22 protein-coding genes and 1 other RNA gene are annotated in these 19,204 nt (G+C 58.4%); 6 read left to right on the forward strand and 17 right to left on the reverse strand.

Going from position 1 to position 19,204, the window contains the following annotated elements:
* Position 1 precedes the first annotated feature (1 nt).
* The 5 genes from FY550_RS09945 to rsmI all read right to left on the reverse strand — a co-directional run bounded on the left by FY550_RS09945 (position 2) and on the right by rsmI (position 4,491).
* The gene (locus FY550_RS09945) at positions 2 to 1,822 is read right to left on the reverse strand and encodes a peptidoglycan D,D-transpeptidase FtsI family protein (RefSeq protein ID WP_070977764.1); all 1,821 of its coding nucleotides are present in this window, start codon (positions 1,820 to 1,822) and stop codon (positions 2 to 4) included.
* Positions 1,819 to 2,175, reverse strand: coding sequence for a cell division protein FtsL (gene ftsL / locus FY550_RS09950; protein ID WP_070977765.1), 357 nt, complete (start codon positions 2,173 to 2,175; stop codon positions 1,819 to 1,821). Before ftsL ends, FY550_RS09945 begins: the two co-directional genes overlap by 4 nt.
* Positions 2,172 to 3,134: a 16S rRNA (cytosine(1402)-N(4))-methyltransferase RsmH gene (gene rsmH / locus FY550_RS09955; protein ID WP_070977766.1), complete on the reverse strand. Its 963-nt coding sequence runs from the start codon at positions 3,132 to 3,134 to the stop codon at positions 2,172 to 2,174. Before rsmH ends, ftsL begins: the two co-directional genes overlap by 4 nt.
* Positions 3,135 to 3,174: 40 nt before the next feature.
* Positions 3,175 to 3,534, reverse strand: an RNA gene (rnpB, locus tag FY550_RS09960) — RNase P RNA component class A.
* A 96-nt stretch (positions 3,535 to 3,630) separates the two neighbouring features.
* Positions 3,631 to 4,491, reverse strand: coding sequence for a 16S rRNA (cytidine(1402)-2'-O)-methyltransferase (rsmI, locus tag FY550_RS09965; protein ID WP_070977767.1), 861 nt, complete (start codon positions 4,489 to 4,491; stop codon positions 3,631 to 3,633).
* A gap of 156 nt (positions 4,492 to 4,647) precedes the next feature.
* Here rsmI and FY550_RS09970 point away from each other — a divergent pair, with 156 nt between their 5' ends.
* Genes FY550_RS09970 through FY550_RS09985 form a run of 4 tightly spaced genes read left to right on the forward strand, consistent with a single transcriptional unit; the run spans position 4,648 to position 7,998 of the window.
* A complete protein-coding gene (locus tag FY550_RS09970) occupies positions 4,648 to 6,423 on the forward strand; it encodes a penicillin-binding protein activator (protein ID WP_149054505.1) in 1,776 nt (591 codons plus the stop codon).
* Entirely contained in the window at positions 6,420 to 6,794 is a 375-nt protein-coding gene (locus FY550_RS09975; RefSeq protein ID WP_070977768.1) for a YraN family protein, read from the forward strand. Before FY550_RS09970 ends, FY550_RS09975 begins: the two co-directional genes overlap by 4 nt.
* A gap of 46 nt (positions 6,795 to 6,840) precedes the next feature.
* Positions 6,841 to 7,434, forward strand: a complete 594-nt coding sequence (locus FY550_RS09980) for a phosphoheptose isomerase (protein WP_070977769.1) — start codon at positions 6,841 to 6,843, stop codon at positions 7,432 to 7,434.
* A gap of 6 nt (positions 7,435 to 7,440) precedes the next feature.
* On the forward strand, positions 7,441 to 7,998 hold the full coding sequence (locus FY550_RS09985; RefSeq protein WP_070977770.1) for a BON domain-containing protein: 558 nt from the start codon (positions 7,441 to 7,443) through the stop codon (positions 7,996 to 7,998).
* Positions 7,999 to 8,055: 57 nt separating this feature from the next.
* Here FY550_RS09985 and FY550_RS09990 read toward each other — a convergent pair whose 3' ends face one another.
* The 5 genes from FY550_RS09990 to zapE all read right to left on the reverse strand — a co-directional run bounded on the left by FY550_RS09990 (position 8,056) and on the right by zapE (position 11,573).
* A complete protein-coding gene (locus FY550_RS09990) occupies positions 8,056 to 8,535 on the reverse strand; it encodes a ClpXP protease specificity-enhancing factor (RefSeq protein WP_070977771.1) in 480 nt (159 codons plus the stop codon).
* A gap of 113 nt (positions 8,536 to 8,648) precedes the next feature.
* On the reverse strand, positions 8,649 to 9,281 hold the full coding sequence (locus FY550_RS09995; protein ID WP_149054506.1) for a glutathione S-transferase N-terminal domain-containing protein: 633 nt from the start codon (positions 9,279 to 9,281) through the stop codon (positions 8,649 to 8,651).
* A 147-nt stretch (positions 9,282 to 9,428) separates the two neighbouring features.
* Entirely contained in the window at positions 9,429 to 9,821 is a 393-nt protein-coding gene (rpsI, locus tag FY550_RS10000) for a 30S ribosomal protein S9 (protein ID WP_070977773.1), read from the reverse strand.
* A gap of 12 nt (positions 9,822 to 9,833) precedes the next feature.
* Positions 9,834 to 10,262 carry a 50S ribosomal protein L13 gene (gene rplM, locus FY550_RS10005; RefSeq protein ID WP_070977774.1) on the reverse strand — a complete coding sequence of 143 codons (429 nt, stop codon included), beginning with the start codon at positions 10,260 to 10,262 and terminating at the stop codon, positions 9,834 to 9,836.
* A gap of 150 nt (positions 10,263 to 10,412) precedes the next feature.
* A complete protein-coding gene (gene zapE / locus FY550_RS10010; RefSeq protein WP_070977775.1) occupies positions 10,413 to 11,573 on the reverse strand; it encodes a cell division protein ZapE in 1,161 nt (386 codons plus the stop codon).
* Between the two features lie 163 nt (positions 11,574 to 11,736).
* Between zapE and FY550_RS10015 the strand changes: the two genes are divergently transcribed.
* Positions 11,737 to 12,198 (forward strand): YhcB family protein, encoded by a 462-nt coding sequence (locus tag FY550_RS10015; RefSeq protein ID WP_168169303.1) that lies wholly within the window; start codon positions 11,737 to 11,739, stop codon positions 12,196 to 12,198.
* A 9-nt stretch (positions 12,199 to 12,207) separates the two neighbouring features.
* Here the strand turns inward: FY550_RS10015 and FY550_RS10020 are convergent, their stop codons facing one another.
* Entirely contained in the window at positions 12,208 to 12,975 is a 768-nt protein-coding gene (locus FY550_RS10020) for a Nif3-like dinuclear metal center hexameric protein (protein WP_084388036.1), read from the reverse strand.
* Positions 12,976 to 13,140: 165 nt separating this feature from the next.
* Between FY550_RS10020 and FY550_RS10025 the strand changes: the two genes are divergently transcribed.
* Positions 13,141 to 14,442 (forward strand): S1C family serine protease, encoded by a 1,302-nt coding sequence (locus tag FY550_RS10025; RefSeq protein ID WP_070977777.1) that lies wholly within the window; start codon positions 13,141 to 13,143, stop codon positions 14,440 to 14,442.
* An 11-nt stretch (positions 14,443 to 14,453) separates the two neighbouring features.
* Here FY550_RS10025 and hisD read toward each other — a convergent pair whose 3' ends face one another.
* From hisD to FY550_RS10055, 6 genes are all read right to left on the reverse strand, one after another.
* The gene (hisD, locus tag FY550_RS10030; RefSeq protein ID WP_070977778.1) at positions 14,454 to 15,791 is read right to left on the reverse strand and encodes a histidinol dehydrogenase; all 1,338 of its coding nucleotides are present in this window, start codon (positions 15,789 to 15,791) and stop codon (positions 14,454 to 14,456) included.
* Positions 15,792 to 15,847: 56 nt separating this feature from the next.
* On the reverse strand, positions 15,848 to 16,507 hold the full coding sequence (gene hisG, locus FY550_RS10035) for an ATP phosphoribosyltransferase (RefSeq protein ID WP_070977779.1): 660 nt from the start codon (positions 16,505 to 16,507) through the stop codon (positions 15,848 to 15,850).
* A 25-nt stretch (positions 16,508 to 16,532) separates the two neighbouring features.
* Positions 16,533 to 17,792 (reverse strand): UDP-N-acetylglucosamine 1-carboxyvinyltransferase, encoded by a 1,260-nt coding sequence (gene murA, locus FY550_RS10040; protein WP_070977780.1) that lies wholly within the window; start codon positions 17,790 to 17,792, stop codon positions 16,533 to 16,535.
* A gap of 18 nt (positions 17,793 to 17,810) precedes the next feature.
* Positions 17,811 to 18,062, reverse strand: coding sequence for a BolA family protein (locus FY550_RS10045; RefSeq protein ID WP_070977781.1), 252 nt, complete (start codon positions 18,060 to 18,062; stop codon positions 17,811 to 17,813).
* Between the two features lie 164 nt (positions 18,063 to 18,226).
* A complete protein-coding gene (locus FY550_RS10050; protein ID WP_070977782.1) occupies positions 18,227 to 18,556 on the reverse strand; it encodes an STAS domain-containing protein in 330 nt (109 codons plus the stop codon).
* The gene (locus FY550_RS10055) at positions 18,556 to 19,203 is read right to left on the reverse strand and encodes an MlaC/ttg2D family ABC transporter substrate-binding protein (protein WP_070977783.1); all 648 of its coding nucleotides are present in this window, start codon (positions 19,201 to 19,203) and stop codon (positions 18,556 to 18,558) included. Before FY550_RS10055 ends, FY550_RS10050 begins: the two co-directional genes overlap by 1 nt.
* Position 19,204 lies beyond the last annotated feature (1 nt).

The following is a 19,204-nucleotide window of genomic DNA, read 5'->3' on the forward strand; positions in this document are numbered from 1 at the left end:
TTCAGGGTACCTCCTTTGCACCGGCTGCCTTTGCTGCCTTGACCCGTTCCTTCGGCGACCGCCAATCGGTGCGGGTCTGTTCATCCGGGGGCACATCCAGCATGCGCAGCGCCTTGCCGGCGACCCGCGAAAAGATCGGAGCCGCCACCAACCCCCCGTAATACTCCTCTCCCTTGGGATCGTCGATGGAGATTACGGTAATGATGCGCGGGTTGCTGACCGGAGCGATGCCGACAAAATTGGAACGGTAGGCTTCAGTCTGATAACCGGAATCTCCCACCTTGCGAACCGTGCCGGTCTTGCCGGCAATCCGATAACCATCGACCCGGGCACGCGAGCCACCACCATAGGGGCCCACGACGGTTTCCATCATTTTCAATACCTGATGGGCCGTCTTCGGGGAGACCAGTTGCTGCCCCTTTGGCGACTTGTCGATCTTGAGCAGGGAGGGTGGCACGCGGCGACCATCATTGGTAATCGTGGTGTACGCACTGGCCAGCTGCAGGGCCGATACCGAAACACCATAGCCATAGGCCATGGTCGCCCGCTTGGCCTTGGACCAGTTGTAGGGCGCAGGCAGGCTGCCCGACGCTTCACCCGGGAAGCCAAGCTGGGGTGACTGACCCAGATGCATTTTGTTGTACATGTTCCAGATGGTGTCCTCGGGCAGCGCCAAGGCCAGGTGAGTCATACCGATATTGGAGGACTTGGTGATAACGCCGGTCAGCGTCAGCATGCCGAAGTTGCGGACGTCACGGATGGTATAGCCATCCACCATCATCCAGCCGGGATTGGTATCGATCAGACTTTGGGGCGTGTACTTGCCATTGTGAAGTATCGCCGTCATAGCCAGCGGCTTCATCACTGAGCCGGGTTCAAAAGCATCGGTGATACCCCGGGCCCTCAACCCCGCAACATTCATGTTGGCGCGATTATTGGGGTTGTAGGAGGGAGAACTGGCCATGGCGAGCACCTCACCGGTGTGGGCATCCATCATGACCAGCGTACCGGCCTCGGCATGGTGCTCCTGCACCGCGGCCTTGAGCTCACGATAGGCCATGTACTGAATGCGCAGATTCAGCGCGAGTTTGAGCTCCCCGCCGGGGTGTGGCTCCTTGATCAGATGCAGATCCCGCACCAGATGGCCACGCCGATCCTTGAGCACCCGACGCTGGCCTGGGGAACCAGTCAGGTAGCGATCATAGGCCAGCTCCAGCCCTTCCTGGCCATGATCATCGATATTCGTGATACCGATCAGTTGGGCAACCACCTCACCTGCCGGGTAATAGCGCTTGTATTCATGGCGCCCGTAAACGCCGGGAATGTCCATGTCCAGCACCTTGTTGGCCGGCTGAGGCGTCACTTCGCGCCGAAGATACATGAACTCCTTGTCGCGATAGCGATTGACGCGATCAATGAACTTCGAGGCAGGTTCCCCCAGGGCCTGAGCCAGGCGGGTGAGCTGCACCGGATCCCTGGGTAATTGCTGAGGATTGGCCCACAGAGTGATAACCGGCGTCGATACTGCCAGAGGACTGCCCTCGCTATCGACGATCATCCCACGGTGAGCATCGATCTCTTCGGTGCGCAGTGTTCGCGCATCACCCTGTCCCTGCAGGAACTGGTGGTCCAGCACCTGCAAATAGACAATACGCCCGGCCAGCACCAGCATTCCCAGCAACACCAGAGCCACCATGACGCGAAAGCGCCACACGGGTGCCGCACTGACATGGCTGGCAGCCGACCGGGACTGGCGGGGCTCACCACTCTGACCACGACGCTCATTAACGCCACGACGCCTGGGTGTATTGCCTTCGCTCATGGACGCATGACCCGAGTGTTATCAACGTCCGGCACATGCATGGACAACCGATCACGCGCCAGATTCTCGATACGCGATGGCGTGGACCAGGTACTCTCTTCCAGCAACAGTCGACTCCAGGTGGCCTGCAACTGATCGTGACGACGCTCCATGTGCTGTAACCGCGAGTACTGTACTCGGGTCAGGTGAGCACTGGCGATGGCTGCCAGCGCACTGAGCACGACCGCCAATAACAACACGCCAATTACGACATGACCGGTTCTGAACCGAAAATGGAATGGCCAGCGCCCCCAGCGAGAGCCGGAGCGTCGATTACGAGAAGAGACAGCAGATCGAGCCGAGCGTTCGGTCATGATCGCTCCGTCTCCAGTTTGCGTGCGACTCGCATGACAGCACTGCGCGCGCGTGGATTTTCCGCGACTTCTTCCTCATTCGGATAACGGGCTCGCCCAACCGGCTCGAGACGACGGTCAAGCTGATCCTCACGCAAGGGCAGCCCCCGTGGCAGATGGGCATCGCCCCTGGACTGGTCACGGATGAAGCGCTTGACCAGCCGATCTTCCAGCGAATGAAAACTGATGACCACCAGATGACCACCAGGCGCCAGCGCTTCGAGCGCTGCTGTCAGCGCTTGCTCAAGCTGTCCCAACTCATCATTGATGTGAATACGAATGGCCTGAAAGGCCCGGGTAGCCGGATGACGCCCCTTCTCCCAGGCAGGATGCGCTGCCTTGAGCAGCTCCGCCAATTCAACGGTTCGGGTAATGGGAGATTGCTGACGTCGCTCAACCACCGCCCTTGCCAGTCGCCGGGCAAAACGCTCTTCCCCGAGGCGTTTGAAAACATCGGCAATCTCTCGCTCACCGGCACGCCCCAGCCACTGCGCGGCGCTTTCGCCGCTATCCGGATCCATGCGCATATCCAGCGGTCCATCGCGCATGAAGCTGAAACCACGACTGCCGTCATCAAGCTGTGGTGACGAGACACCGATATCCAGCAGGACACCGGCCAGCTTCCCGTGAACGTCATGACGGCGAGCTGCCTCTGTCAACTGAGCAAAGGAAGTACGTTCAATGACAAAGCGGGCGTCATCAATATCGGCTGCGGCTGCACAGGCCTCGGGGTCGCGATCGAGCGCCAGCAGACGCCCTTCGGAAGCCAGGCGGGAGAGGATGGCACGACTGTGGCCACCACGACCAAAGGTGCCATCAAGATAGGCGCCGCGAGGGTCATGAATCAGCGCATCCACCGCACCTTCAAGCAGGACACTGGCATGCGCGCGTGCCTGGTCGGCGCGTGGCTGTCGGGACATGAACGACTCGCGAGCTGTAAAAACGTAATGCCTGTAAATAGGTGGGAGTCGGCCTGTAAGCCGGGTTCTGTCAAGAACAGTCATTCCTCTGGGACATTCGTCACCGAATGCCTCAAGCAACCTACCCGAACCCGGTGCGGGCCACACCATGGGGTTCCTATTCGGTCTTGCTCCGGATGGGGTTTACCTTGCCACGACCTGTTACCAGGCGCGCGGTGCGCTCTTACCGCACCCTTTCACCCTTGCCGTCAGCGCTGTGCGCTGCTTGGGCGGTCTACTCTCTGCTGCACTTTCCGTCGGCTCGCGCCGCCCAGGGGTTACCTGGCATCCTGCCCTGTGGAGCCCGGACTTTCCTCCCCCGAATTCAGAAGAATTCGGCAGCGACTGTCCGGCCAACTCCCAGGCGCGCAAGAATATCAGTGCCTGCACGCCTGTCCAAGAGGATAACCCATTTTATTACGCCGCCTCACAAGCGGGCTGCAATAATTACAGAATGTCACACACTACCTTCGCGTAGCGTCAGCACTCGCTGATACCACTCCCCCTTGCGCCCTCCCATCAATCGGGAGGCGATGGCCGCCGCCTGTTTGCTGCCCACGCCTTCATCCAGCAGGGTCATCAGCAGTTGCTCCGCTTCCAGTGAAGCGTGCTCCTCATGTTTCCTTTCCGGGGCCGGCGCCACCATGACCACGAACTCACCCCGAGTCTGATTGTCATCGGACGCCATATGCTGCTGGAGCTGAAAAGCGCTTCCGACAAGAAAGGTTTCAAAGGTCTTGGTCAGCTCACGCGCCACAACCACCTCTCGCTCGCCGAAGATTGCCGCAATATCTTCCAGCAGCGCCACAATCCGATGGGGTGCCTCATAAAAGACCAGTGTGGCGGTCATGCCGGACAGCGCATTCAAGCGGTTGCGCCGCGTGCCGGAACGTGCCGGCAGAAAGCCCTCGAAAAGAAAGCGATCCGTCGGCAGGCCCGCGGCAGATAGTGCTGTTACCAACGCACATGGCCCGGGTATTGGCACCACTCGCAAACCGGCATCACGCAGGGCACGTACCACCCGATATCCCGGATCGGAGATCAGGGGCGTACCGGCATCACTGATCAGAGCCACTTGCTGACCAGCAGCCACAATCTCCCTGAGCTTTTCGACGCGCGCTGCTTCATTGTGGTCATGCAACGACATCAGACTCACCTGCAGTCCCAGATGGGAGAGCAGCCGCGAGCTATGCCGCGTATCCTCGGCAGCGACAAGATCCACCTGTCCGAGTACCTCGACCGCACGCGCAGAAAGATCATCGAGGTTACCAATCGGTGTGGCAACCACGTACAATGCGCCCTCACCAGGTTCAGACATGGTTGGCTTCCCGAGTTGAAGTGACTGAAAAAGAGCCTGATGGCAACGGACGTATCAGGATGCGCCCGAGACGAACCGACCCTGTCCGCGCTTGTGTGGTCAGGACAGGACGGCGGCCCCGCCGCCAAGGACAAGGCAGACAAGGGGAAACGACCCATGCGCACCTCGCTGCGACGCCTGGCCGGCGTCATGCTGGCAACCCTGCTGCTGGCCGGTTGCGCCAGCACCTCCTCGATCGTGGATCGTTTCAATGGACCATCGGCTGACACGCTTCTTCAGCAGGCACGCCAGCAACAGGGTGCTCAGGCTGCTGCCACTCGGCTACAGGCGGCGCAGATTCTAGCACGCCAGGGCGATAACGCGCAGGCGTTGCGCGTGGCCAACGAGCTTGATCGGCAACAGCTCGATAACAGCAAGCGCATTGAGTGGGCACTACTCACTTCCCGTATCGCTCTTGATCAGGAAGATCCGGGCAGCGCTCTGAAGGCGACATCACTGCTGGATGAGATCGGTTCTGCCATCAATGTTGATGATCGCAATACGCTACGTCAGCGACGCGGTCTGGCGCAGGCCATGCAGGGCGATGCCCGCTCGGCGGCCATGACACTGATCAGACTTCAGCAGGACACCGACAATACAGCGCTCAACGATACCATCTGGCAGCAGCTCTCTCGTCTGGATGCACGCCAGCTTGGCGAACTGGCCGAACAGGGCGGCCCGCTGGCCCGAGGCTGGGTCGAATTGGCTCAGCTACGACGCAGTCGCAGTGGCGATATCGCGGGACTGTTCAATGCGATCCAGCAATGGCAACAGGCCAATGCCAGCCATCCTGCCGCTCGTCGTCTGCCGACCGACCTGACCCAGCTACAGTCACTGAAAGGCAGGGAGATTCATCAGGTTGCCGTTTTCCTTCCACGCAGCGGTCCGCTTTCCACCGTTGCCAACGCACTGCGCGAAGGCATGGAAGCACGTGCCGCAACGGCGCGCACCGAAGGCGAACAGGTGCCAGAACTCTCCTTTTACGACAGTGCCAGCGCCAATCTTCAATCACTCTACGGCAAGGCTATGATGGATGGCGCTCAGGTCGTGATCGGCCCACTCGACAAGAGCAAGGTGTCACAGCTGGAGACCCGTAGCGACGTGCCGATTCAGACCCTGGCACTGAACTATGGCACCCATGATCACAACACGGCTTCCGGGCTCTACGAATATGGTCTATCGGCCGAAGACGAGGCGCGTCAGGCAGCTCATCAGGCACGTCTCGACGGTCACTCACAGGCCGGCATCATGGTGCCGGATAATGACTGGGGCTCGCGGGTACTGGATGCCTTTCGCCAACAGTGGCAGCAGGAAGGCGGACAGATCGCGTCCATCGTGAATTATGATCCAAAGGGCTCCGTCGCCAGCAGTACTCGCACGCTGCTTAAATCCGGCCAGAGCAAACCCGATATGCTCTTTCTGCTGGCCCTGCCCGACTATGCACGCCAGATACCGCCTACCCTGAAATATCTCTATGCCGGAGATCTACCGGTCTACGCGACGTCACATGCCTACGCGGGCACACCGCAGCCCCGGCTGGACAGCGATCTTGATGGTGTGAAGTTTGTCGATATTCCCTGGCAAATCCCTGATGTTGCTGCAGGTGGCGCAGACGCTGTGCCATTTGCCACGACCCGGCAACAACTGCTGCAGGGCAATGAGAACAATCCCGGGCTACTCAAGCTGCATGCCATGGGAGTCGATGCCTTCGAGCTGGCGCGTCGGCTACCCATCTTCAGCGCAACATCAAACAATGTCATGCAGGGTGCCACAGGCAAGCTCTCACCCCGGGATGATGGCCGCATTATCCGCACGCTCCCCTGGGCTGTTTTCCGCAATGGTGAGCCCGGGCTGCCGGGTCTATCGGGACTTTCGCCCGACACTGCCCGGTGAACGGACACCCCCCTTCACAGCGTCGCCGTCAGGGTCATGACATCGAAGCCCTGACGGCACGCTGGCTCAGTCAGCGCGGACTTCGCGAAGTAGCTCGCAATCAGCACGCCCGCGGTGGCGAGATCGATCTGATCATGCGTGACGGCGATACGCTCGTCTTTGTCGAGGTTCGCTATCGACGCTGCACACAATACGGCACGGCGCTGGAAACCATCACACCTGCCAAGCAGCGTCGAATCATCAGAGCCGCGCGTTTTTATCTGGCTCGCGAGCGGTTATCATGCGCCTGTCGGTTCGATGTAGTCGGCGTTACCGGAACGCCGGAGGCACTCGAATTCGACTGGATCAGCGCGGCTTTTGACGCCTTCTGATACGGCACGTCACCGCCATGCCCCCAACCTCTCATCGTGAGTCGTCATGGATTTCCAGGAACGCATCCTGCATCACTTCAACGACAGCATCGACGCCAAGACCTACGCCAGCGAGGTGCTGCCACCCTTCATCGAGGCCGCCAGCCAAATGATGGTTCAGGCCCTGATCAACGACGGCAAGATTCTGGCCTGCGGCAATGGCGGCAGTGCGGGTGACAGCCAGCATTTTTCCGCCGAGCTGCTCAATCGCTTCGAGCGTGAACGCCCCAGCCTACCGGCCCTGGCACTGACCACCGACACATCAACGTTGACGTCGATCGCCAACGACTACAGCTATAACGATGTCTTTTCGAAACAGATCAGAGCCCTGGGACAACCCGGTGATATCCTGCTGGCCATCTCTACCAGCGGTAATTCCGCCAATGTGGTACAGGCCATTCAGGCGGCTCACGACCGTGAAATGAGTGTGGTGGCCTTGACCGGTCGCGATGGCGGCAACATGGCTTCGCTGCTGGGCCAGGAAGATTGCGAGATCCGTGTTCCTGCAACTTCGACGGCACGCATTCAGGAAGTCCATTTGCTGGTACTGCACTGCCTGTGCGACCTCATTGACCATCAATTGTTCGGCAACGATGAATAAACAGCCATGACCATTTCACTGCCCAGGCATCTGCTGCTCATCTCACTGCTTGCATTGGCACCATTGACCGGCTGCTCGACCATTACCGGAGACCATGGCTACGGCTTTCGTCCTGCCTATGCCGTCGAACAGGACCAGACTATTGCCCAGACACTCTGGCAAAACATTGATGACAACCCGGCATTGGCTTCCGGTCATATCAATGTGGATGTTTACAACACGCGCGTATTGCTGACCGGGCAAGTGCCGGATGCAGCCGCCAGGGAGCAGGTGGAAAAACTTGCGCGTCAGATTTCACACGTGCGCGACGTTCGTGACGAACTCATGGTGGGTCCCAATACGTCGATGGGACAACGCCTGCACGATACCTGGCTGACCTCGAAGATCAAAGCCCGAATGGCCGCCAGCGAAAACATCGATGCCGATCGCATCAGGGTGACGACCGAGAACGGGGTGGTCTATCTGATGGGGCTGGTGCGCCCGGAGGAAGCCAATACCGTCGTCAGCATCGTGCGCGATGTCGATGGCGTACAGCGCATCGTCAAGGTATTCGAGTACATCTGACAGGACAGAGTAGAGAACAAAGGGCCGCAAAAGCGGCCCCGGCAGGTGTAATAACGCTCACTTGATGACGCGAAGCGACGGACGCCCCTTGCGAGGTGGATGATCATCATCCTTCTCTTCGTCACCAGCGCTCTCTTCTGAAGCACCACCCTCGATACTTTCAAGATGAGCGCCACCGCTTTCTTCATTCTCTCCCGAAGAATCATTTTCTTCAGGAGCCGGCATGACAGGCTCCTGCCCAAACACCATGCCGATGCCATTCTCGCGAGCATAGATGGCGATCAGCGCCTCGATCGGCACCTGCACATCCATCGGCTGACCACCAAAACGGGCATTGAAGGCGATCATGTCGTTTTCCATGAACAGATCGCGAATGGCGTCAGGATTGATATTGAGCACAATCTGACCATTCTGTACGAACTGCTCCGGTACAATGACCCCCGGCTGACGTGCGTCAACCACAATATAAGGTGTCTGGTCGTTATCCAGCAGCCACTGATACAGGGCTCGGGTCAGATAGGGACGACTGGAAAGCATGCGCCACCTCCTGTGGTCTTTTCCAATGCGCGTCGGTCGGCATTGCCATGCCTGCCGACCACGCTCGCTCAATCAAACGGGTTACAGTCGCTGCATTCGGCCGCAAACGATCATCAGGCGCGCAATTCCCGCTCCGACTCCAGCAGAGAAGTCCGAAATGCATCGCGGGAGAAAAGACGTTCCATATACTCCATCAGCGGCGCTACCTGATTTTCGGGAAGCTCAACACCCAGCGATGGCAAACGCCAGAGAATGGGCGCAATACAACAATCTACCAGCGAAAACTCTTCGCTCATGAAAAAAGGCAGATCCTCGAAAATGGGACTGATGCCGACCATGCTTTCACGCAGTTCCTTGCGAGCCTGCTCCACTTCCCGGCGATTGCTCTCGGAAGAGGTAATGGTGGTGACCATCGGGCACCATTCCCGTTCGATGCGATGCATCCACAGGCGGCTCTGTGCACGCGCCACCGGGTAAACAGGCAATAACGGCGGATGAGGGAAACGCTCATCCAGATATTCCATCATGACCCGGGACTCATAGAGCACCAGATCACGATCGATCAGTGTTGGCACACTGTTGTAGGGGTTGAGATCGGCCAGCTCTGCCGGATGATGCTCCTCATTCACTTCGAGGATATCAACAGCGATCCCCTTCTCGGCCAAAACGATTCTGACGCGATGACTGTAATGGTCGTCGCTACCTGTGTAGAAGGTCATCGACGAACGTTTGGCCACAACACCCATAAAACTGTCCTCACATGGATCCAGGCAGCGATAATAGCACGTACAAGGGAAGGCGTGTTCGGCCCGGAAGAGTGGATAATGGTCGGAGAGCCGGAAACAAAAACGCCCGGAGCAGAAAACCCCGGGCGCTGGTAACGGCGAAGCGGATCAGCGCTTGGAGAACTGCGGGCGACGACGCGCCTTGCGCAGGCCCACTTTCTTGCGCTCGACCATACGCGCATCACGAGTGACATAACCGGCGCTGCGCAACGGACGACGCAGCTCTTCGTTATAGTCAATCAGTGCGCGAGTGATGCCGTGGCGAATAGCGCCAGCCTGAGCCGAACCACCACCGCCTTCAACGGTCACGTAGATATCGAACTGTTCGCTCAACTCGGTGAGCTCCAGCGGCTGACGTACTACCATCTGAGCGGTGACGCGACCGAAATATTCATTCAGCTCACGCTGATTGATAGTGATTTTACCGCTACCCGGGCGCAGGAAAACCCGTGCGGTAGAAGTCTTGCGGCGGCCGGTACCGTAATATTGCTGCTGTGCCATGATCGATCTTCCTTAAAGAGAGAGAGCCTGAGGTTGCTGAGCGGCGTGCGGATGCTCGGCGCCGGCGTAGACCTTGAGCTTGGAGTGCATGGCACGACCCAGCGGCCCTTTGGGCAGCATCCCCTTGACGGCAAACTCGATAACGCGCTCCGGCGCGTGATCGATCATCTGCTCGAAGTTCATCGAACGCAGACCACCGGGATATCCGGTGTGGCGGTAATACTGCTTCTGAGCTGCCTTCTTGCCGGTCACACGGACCTTTTCGGCATTGATCACGATGATGTAATCACCGGTATCGACGTGTGGCGTATATTCCGGCTTGTGCTTGCCGCGCAGACGGCGGGCGATCTCGGTCGCGAGGCGACCCAGCGTCTTGTCCGTGGCATCGACGACATACCAGTCGCGTTCCACGGTCTGCGGTTTGGCGCTGAACGTTTTCATGAAAAAATCACTCTGGTAAATACGTGGCTCACAAGGCGGTCAACGCCGCAGCCTGTGGCCAATCCCTATTTTTCTTGGTTGGCAGCCGATCGACCGCCAACAGCGAGGAGCGCGCATTATACAGAGTCACCGGTCCTGCGCGCAAACGCATTACGGTTTGTGCGGTAGCGCCAGATACTCCTTCGACCGCATCTCCTGCAACCTGGAAACGGTTCGCTCGAATTCGAAGGCCAGATCCCCGCCGTCATAGAGTGATTCGGGATCACATTCGGCACTCATCAGAAGCTTGACGCCCCGATCGTAGAACTCGTCCACCAGATTGATAAAGCGCCGTGACTGATTCTCCTTCTGGCTGCCCAGCCGGGGAACGCCGGAGAGCAGTACCGTATGGTACTCCCGCGCAAGCTCGATGTAGTCATTCTGACTGCGTGGTCCATCGCAAAGCATGCCGAAATCAAACCATGCCACGCCTTCACGCAGTCGCCGTGCAGTCAGTTGCCTATTGTTGATGGTCATGACCTGATCGCTCAGGCCTTCGCCCCCGGCCAGTCGTCGAAAACTCTCCATCAATTGCTGCTCGGCCTGCTCATCGGCCGGAGTATGAAAGACCTCAACCTGTTCCAGAGTACGCAACCGGTAATCCACCCCCGAATCGACATTGACGACTTCACAGTGACGATTGAGCAGGTCAATGGCCGGCAGAAAGCGCGAACGCTGCAAACCGTCCCTGTAGAGTTCATCGGGCACAATATTGGAGGTTGCTACCAGAACAACGCCCTGAGCAAACAAAGCCTCGAGCAGATTCGCCAGGATCATGGCATCGGTAATGTCCTTGACGAAGAATTCATCAAAACAGATCACTCGCGCTTCACGCGCCAGATTAGCGGCAATCAGGGTCAGCGGGTTCTTCTTGCCCTTGTGTACTTCAAGCTCACGATGAACCCGTTGCATGAAGCGATGAAAATGAGTACGCAGCTTGTCCTCGAAGGGAAGGTTGTCATGAAAGGTATCCATCAGCCAGGTCTTGCCACGGCCGACCCCACCCCAGAAATAAAGCCCACGAATCTCCGGTAATGTTGGCTGCGACGGTTTCTCCTGACGCCGACCGAACAACCCCGACATCTTCGCCTTCAGACCACCGCTTTCGGGATCGGGGTCCGGAGACGGTGGTGGCGCAGCGACCAGCTCATCGTAAAGCCTTTGAAGGTGCCTGACCGCCTCTTCCTGAGTGGGGTCGTACTGAAAATCGTCACGCTCAAGATCGAGACGGTACTGCTCCAGAGGTGGGCGCTTGCCGGATGGTGCTGTCATATCGCTTCACTGTTCGCTTAAGGCTACGGTGATGAGCCGTTAGTATAAGGGGGTGCTGGCGCCCTGTCGTTCACAAGCACATGGCAACCAGCGCGTGCAAGAAGGTGGTGACCGTTTTACAGTGGCCGCCGGATTTATCGATGAGGTCAACAAGGAGTTGCTCGTGTCCGATGGTACTACCCTGTGGAGCATTGCCCTGCTGTGCCTGGTGGCCGGCATTATTATTGGTGTCGTCGCCACGGTGTTACTGAAACGTTCAGGCTCGGGACAACAGCGTACCCGCCGGCGTCTGGCAGAAACCGAACTTGAGCTTGATCGCGTGCGAGAGCAGCTGGACCGACATTTCAGCAGTATCGGTGAAATGGCCAGAAACCTGGAGCGCCAGAGCAATACCCTGAGGCAGCAGATCGATCAGAGCGCCGAAACATTGCGCAATCATCGACAGACCCAACCTCAAACCGGGCCGACTCCGGAGAACAAGGGAGATGAGGATAGTGCTCCGCTCGACGCTCCCCGGGATTATGCAGCCAATGCCCATGGCACGCTGGACGAGAATTACATCTCTCGAACGCGGGCTCGCCATGACCAGCAGCCCGATCAACCCTCTCAGCCACCCCGCTATTGAGGCGTCTGTTCAGACAGGGTTGTCGATCTCCACAAAACGATGCTCGAGCCCGTAACGGCCGGCCAGCCACTCCCCCAGTGCATGGATACCATCACGCTCAGTGGCATGGTGGCCGGCAGCGGCATAGGTAATGCCCATTTCACGCGCCAGATGAGTAGTCCGTTCGGAAATCTCACCTGACACGAACGCATCCATGCCGGCGTCCGCAGCTGTCTGGATCATGTCCTGGGCCCCTCCGGTGCACCAGGCGATCCGACGGATCGGGCGCCGATGACCTTCAATGACCAGCGGCTTGCGCGCCAGCGCCTGCTCCAGCGCATCACTCAGACCATCAGTGTTCAGCCCGCGGTCGGTATGCCCATGGAACAGCAACCCCTCTCCCATCGGGCCATCCAGCGTACCCTCGACCGACCAGTTCAACCGCTTGCCCAGAAGGGCGTTGTTACCCAGTTCGACATGAGCATCAAGCGGCAGGTGCCAGGCCACCAGATTGATATCATGTGCCAGTAGCGTGGCCAATCGACGCTTTTTCATGCCGACCACCTCGACCGGCTCGTTTTTCCAGAAATAGCCATGATGCACCATGACCATATCGGCCTGCCATTCGACCGCCTGATCCAGCAGTGCCTGACAGGCCGTGACGCCTGTCATTATCCGGGTCACTCGCTCACGCCCCGCCACTTGCAGTCCATTGACCGTAAAATCGCGAAAACGCTGAGGTGCCATGAGGGTTGTCATATCGTCGAGCAGATCGCTCAAGGCTACTTCAACTGTCATTGTTACCATGCCTCCCGGACAGAAATGTAAGTGCAATGATAGACTGTAGCTGCCGAGCGGCCTGCGGACCTGCACAGCAGGACACCCTGGCGCCCCGAACATGACTACAGCGCCCATCGGGCAGGATGGGCACATGATTTTCGTCAAGCCGTGGGAGATGTCTGCATGCGCCGACTGTTGGTGCCCCTGATATGGCCGGTGCTGTGTGGTGTACTTCTGGCCATTGTGCTACTGGACCATCTTCCCAATCTGGTCGACACACCGACATCTCACAACCGTTCGTCCGAGTACGACGCCGGACAACAACCCCGCCGGAACGCTTCAACGACAAGGGCTCATTCCGATCCTGTCTCACGGCAGCCGCCGCGCATTCAGACTGCAGCCCCGCTCAAACGCGGTGATGCCCCCGCAGGTAGCTATGCGGATGCCGTCGCCAGAGCTGCCCCGGCAGTCGTCAACGTCTACTCATCGCGGCTGGTTGAACAGAACAAGCACCCCCTGATGTCGGATCCCTTTTTCAAGCAGTTCTTCAAAAAAGGCGACTCCAATCGGCAGCGCATGCTATCCAGCCTCGGCTCGGGCGTAATCGTCAGTTCCGATGGCTATATCCTGACCAATAACCACGTCATCAGTGGTGCCGACGAGATCCAGGTTGCCCTGCGTGATGGTCGGGAGACGCTGGCAAGGGTCATTGGTACCGATCCGGAGACGGATCTGGCCGTCCTCAAGATCGATCTTGACAATCTACCGGTCATCTCTCTGGCCGATTCCGCAAAATTGCGGATCGGCGATGTTGCTTTGGCAATCGGCAATCCCTTTGGTGTAGGGCAGACTGTCACCATGGGCATTATCAGCGCCGTAGGTCGTAATCATCTGGGATTGAACGCCTATGAAGATTTCATTCAGACCGATGCCGCCATCAATCCCGGTAACTCCGGGGGGGCGCTGGTCAATGCCGATGGCGCCCTGGTAGGCATCAATACGGCCATCTTTTCGCGCACCGGTGGCTCTCAGGGTATCGGCTTTGCCATCCCCACCGATCTTGCCCGCGATATCCTCAATGATATTGTCACCAAAGGGCGGGTTGTCCGTGGTTGGCTGGGGATCGAAGCACATGAGGTGCCATCGGCGCTGGCCAACTCACTCAACATCAACGCACCTCGAGGCGTCATAGTCTCGGATGTCGTCAATGGCAGCCCGGCCGACAAGGCCGGAGTAAAGCCTGGAGATGTCCTGCTATCGGTCGATGGCAAAACAATGCTTGATGCCCAGAGCGCCATGGTGGATGTCGCCGAGCTGGATCCCGGCGAAAAGCTGCCCTTGAAACTCTATCGCGATGGCAAGACGATTCAGGTCACGGTGACCGTCGGGATACGGCCACCCAACGCCCCATCGGGCGCTGCCAGTGAGAGTCATGCGGATGGAAGCACCACCCCCTCTCCCGGAGGGCAGTCCGCTACCCAATGATTTCGGGGTCTTCAGTGATCCTCGTCGATCCGGTTTTCAGCAGAGCGTGCGTGCGCTGTCAGCGACTCACCCCGGGCCAGCACGGAAGCCACACGCCCCAGCCGCGACGCGCCCTCACGAGAGCACTGAATCAACGATGAACGTTTCTGAAAGTCGTAGACACCCAGCGGTGAGGAGAAACGAGCTGACCCCGAAGTAGGCAATACGTGATTGGGACCGGCACAGTAATCACCCAGTACCTCAGCCGTATAGCGTCCCATGAAAATGGCGCCCGCATGGCGGATATCCCCGACTATCGCCTCCGGCTCCTCCACGGAAAGCTCCAGGTGTTCCGGCGCTACTCGATTGGCCAGTTCAATCGCCTCTTTCTCATCGGTCACTTCAATCAGCGCACCGCGACGTTTCAGCGAAGCCGCAATGATGTCACGGCGCTCCATGTCAGGCAGCAAACGCTCGATACTGGCCTCGACCGCATCAAGATGATGCCTGTCCCAGCTGACAAGAATCGATTGGGCATCCTCGTCATGCTCCGCCTGGGAAAACAGATCCATCGCCAGCCAGTCCGGATCGGTACCACCATCAGAGATGACAAGAATCTCCGAAGGCCCGGCAATCATGTCAATACCTACCAGGCCGAACACCGCACGCTTGGCAGTCGCCACGTAGATGTTACCGGGTCCCACGATCTTGTCGACCCGAGGCACGCTCTCGGTACCGTAAGCCAGAGCCGCTATAGCCTGAGCGCCACCTATGGTCAGCACTCGATCCACACCGGCCACATGAGCGGCTGCCAGCACCAGCTCATTGATCACGCCATCAGGCGTGGGAACCACCATGACGACTTCACTGACACCGGCCACCCTGGCCGGCACCACATTCATCAGCACCGAGGAAGGATAAGCCGCCTTGCCACCGGGCACATAAACCCCCACGCGATCCAGCGGTGTGACCTGCTGCCCCAGCAAGGTCCCATCCTCATCGGTCCAGGACCACGAGCCTGCACATTGGCGCTGATGGTAATCACGAATGCGTTGCTCGGCGGTCACCAGTGCTTCACGTTCAGCCTGACCAAGCTGCTCGAAAGCCGAGCTGAGTCTTGTGGCCTCAAGCGTCAGCTGCCCCATGTCCCGGGCATCCAGTCGATCGAAACGGCGCGTATATTCCAGCAGTGCTTCATCGCCACGATGACGAACCCCATGCAGAATCTCATCTACTCGCTGCTGAATTTCGGCACTGGAGACACTCTCCCAGTCCAGTAGCGCTGCCAGACGCTCGTTGAAATCTTCATCACGAGTAGAGAGTCGTGCTGGCCCCACTGACACGCTTCGGGAAGCCTGGTTATCGGACATGATCGATTTCTCTCACAGCTCCGGTCGTAGCCGGAACATGAAATGGACAGGACAATTCAGCCCACGGCTGATGCATCCGGATTGCGTACTTCGACAGCATGGCGCAACTGCTCGATCAGTGGCATCAGTCGCTCGTGCTGCATGGTCATCGAAGCCTTGTTGACCACCAACCGAGTCGTAATATCGGCAATCAACTCCCGTGGCGCCATACCATTGGCACGGAGGGTATTGCCGGTATCGACGATATCGACAATCTCATCGGCCAGATTCATCAATGGTGCCAGTTCCATCGCGCCGTAAAGCTTGATGACCTCGGCCTGGATACCCTGCTCGGCATAATAGCGTCGCGCCACGTTGACAAACTTGGTAGCCACCCGGCGCCGAGCCCGCCCCGGTGCCTGCCCCTCGATACCGGCAGTCATCAACCGGCAGCGGGAAATACGCAGATCCAGCGGCTCATAAAGGCCATCAACACCGTGTTCAAGCAGGACGTCGCGCCCGGCAACGCCCAGGTCAGCAGCCCCCAGCTGCACATAGGTCGGCACATCCACTGCGCGGATCACGACCAGCTTGACGTTATCCAGATTGGTATCGAACAGCAGCTTGCGGCTTTTATCCAGCGGCTCCGCGGGCTCGATACCCGCATCGGCCAGCAATGGCAGGGTCTCTTCGAGAATGCGTCCCTTCGACAGGGCGAAGATCAGCGGCTTGCTCATGATCGCTTGCGAACCTCTTGTGGCATCAGCGCGGCACGCGGCGAATGCGCGCCCCAAGCAGTTGCAGTTTTTCCTCGATACACTCGTAGCCACGATCGATGTGATAAATACGATCGACTACGGTCTCTCCTTCAGCCACCAGCGCTGCAATAACCAGACTTGCGGAAGCGCGCAGATCAGTGGCCATCACCGGGGCACCAGAGAGTTGCTCTACTCCGGTCACGATCGCGGTATTCCCCTCGAGCGTGATACCCGCGCCCATGCGATTGATTTCCTGGACATGCATGAAGCGATTTTCAAAAATGGTCTCGACGACTCGCCCGGTGCCTTCCGCAATCGCATTAAGCGCCACGAACTGGGCCTGCATATCGGTAGGAAATGCTGGATAGGGTGCCGTGCGTACACTTACGGCACGCGGTCGTCGACCCTGCATATCGAGTTCTATCCAGCCATCGCCAACCTCGATCTCCGCGCCGGCCTCTTCCAGCTTGAGCAACACGGTTTCCATGATATCGGCTCGGGCATTACGTACCCGGACCCGTCCTCGTGTCGCCGCCGCTGCGACCAGGAAAGTGCCGGTCTCGATACGATCCGGCATGACATCAAAGTGACCACCGTGCAGTCGTTCAACGCCATCAATGACGATCGTCCCGCTGCCCTGCCCCTCGATATGAGCGCCCATGGCGATCAGGCACTCGGCAAGATCAACCACTTCGGGTTCACGAGCAGCATTTTCAAGAATGGTGCGGCCCTCGGCCAGAGCAGCTGCCATCAGCAGATTTTCGGTACCGGTAACCGTCACGGTATCGAAGACGATATGCGCCCCTTTCAGACGGCCATCGGTACGTGCCCGGATGTAACCGCCTTCGACCCGAATATCGGCCCCCATCGCTTCCATGCCACGAATATGCAGATCAACCGGGCGGGTACCGATGGCACAACCGCCAGGCAGTGAGACATCAGCTGTCCCATAGTGCGCCAGCAGCGGCCCCAGTACCAGGATTGAAGCACGCATCTTCTTGACCAGGTCATAGGGGGCATGACAGTCACGTACCTGCCCACCCAGCTGGATGCTCATCTTTTCACCCAGCACGGGCTCAATCCCCATGCGGCCCAGCAACTCGACCGTGGTGGTAATGTCCTGCAGATGAGGAAGATTACCGATGGTCATCGGCTCAACAGTGAGCAGCGTGGCAGCCAGTATCGGCAATGCAGAATTCTTGGCGCCTGACGTCCAGACTTCACCGTCCAGCGGCCGACCGCCGCTGATGATCAGTTTATCCATTCCTGTTATCCGCCACGCTCAGTTGCGACCGTTATCGAGCGCAGCCCACTGCTCAGGTGTATAGGTCTTGATGCTGACTGCATGCAGGGCGCCGCTGGCGATCTCGTCGGAGAGCGCCCCATAAATCAACTGCTGTGCTTTCACTCGTGATAGTTCTGCAAAGCGTTCACTTACGGCGGTCACCTGAAAATTGCACCCTTCACCCTGAATGTGAAACTCGCAGTTATCGAGCTGATCACTCAGGCGTTGCTGCACTTCCTCGGGTTGCATGTGCTCTCCTCCTGCCCTCTATTACCGGGCATATCGACAAAATTGGCGCCTATGGTAAATGAAAAACCGCATGGCATGCGACTCACGCGCCGCTTGCTGCTACAGGAAGGATGAATATGAAGCGATCGCACCGCCACACGGCGATGCAATCGAAAAGACGGTCGTCAGCAGGTCTCGCTTTCAACCGGAAAGACTTCGCTCAGATCAGCCAGCTCGACCAGCTCATGCAAGCGTTCCGAAAGCACAATCCTCTCGACCGTGAGTGACAGTCGTTGCGCAGCCCGCATCCACTCGAGCATGACCGAAAGCATGGCACTGCTGATGCGATGAACCCCGCAGGCATTGAAGGTAACGGCACAGCTCTGCTGCTCGAGCCAGCTCACGCCTGTTCGAGCCAGTTCGGCAGCATCATCGAAGTCCGGGAAACCGATGACACTCAGAACCCCGTCTTCAGCCTGCAGACGAACCTCCTTGCGCTCCAGCAGGGTTTCCATCAGCTATCGTCGCCTCCCTTCTCGAGATCGACATCTTCCGGCGACCAGTTACTGATGACCTTGTCATAATCGCGATTATTGTCGCGCATGGCCTGGTCAAACTGATTGCGATAGGTCAGGCCGAGATTGATACCGTTGACGACCACGTTCACGACCTTCCACTGACCGTCACGCTGTTTCAGTGTATAGGAAACCGGATAATGTTCGCCGCTGTCGGAGACCACATCCATCTGCACGGTGGCCTGATCCTGATAGCGCTGCTGATCATTATCGAGCACATTGATCGATTTGTAGTTGAAGGTGACCAGCCCCTGGGCATAGGTATCGATCAGGGTCTGCTTGAAAACATCGGCAAAGCGCGAGCGCTGTTCGGGCGACGCAGGCCGGAAATATTTGCCCATGACGCTGGCCGCAGTATAACGCCAGTCGACAATCGGTCCGATGGTCTGCTCAACCACCTGCCCGAGCTCATCTCCATGCTGGCTGTAGTACTGCTGACGATCATCGATTTTCGACATCAGCTGCTGCACGCTTCCGCGCACCACCTGCTCCGGCGACTCCTGCTGATCGGCAGCCTGAGCCGCCCCCGCCATCAAACCGAACGAGAGCAGCAGCGTGGTCATGCAGCTTTTGACTAACATTCTCATC

The organism is Kushneria phosphatilytica (assembly GCF_008247605.1).
GTDB classification, from domain to species: Bacteria; Pseudomonadota; Gammaproteobacteria; order Pseudomonadales; family Halomonadaceae; genus Kushneria; species Kushneria phosphatilytica.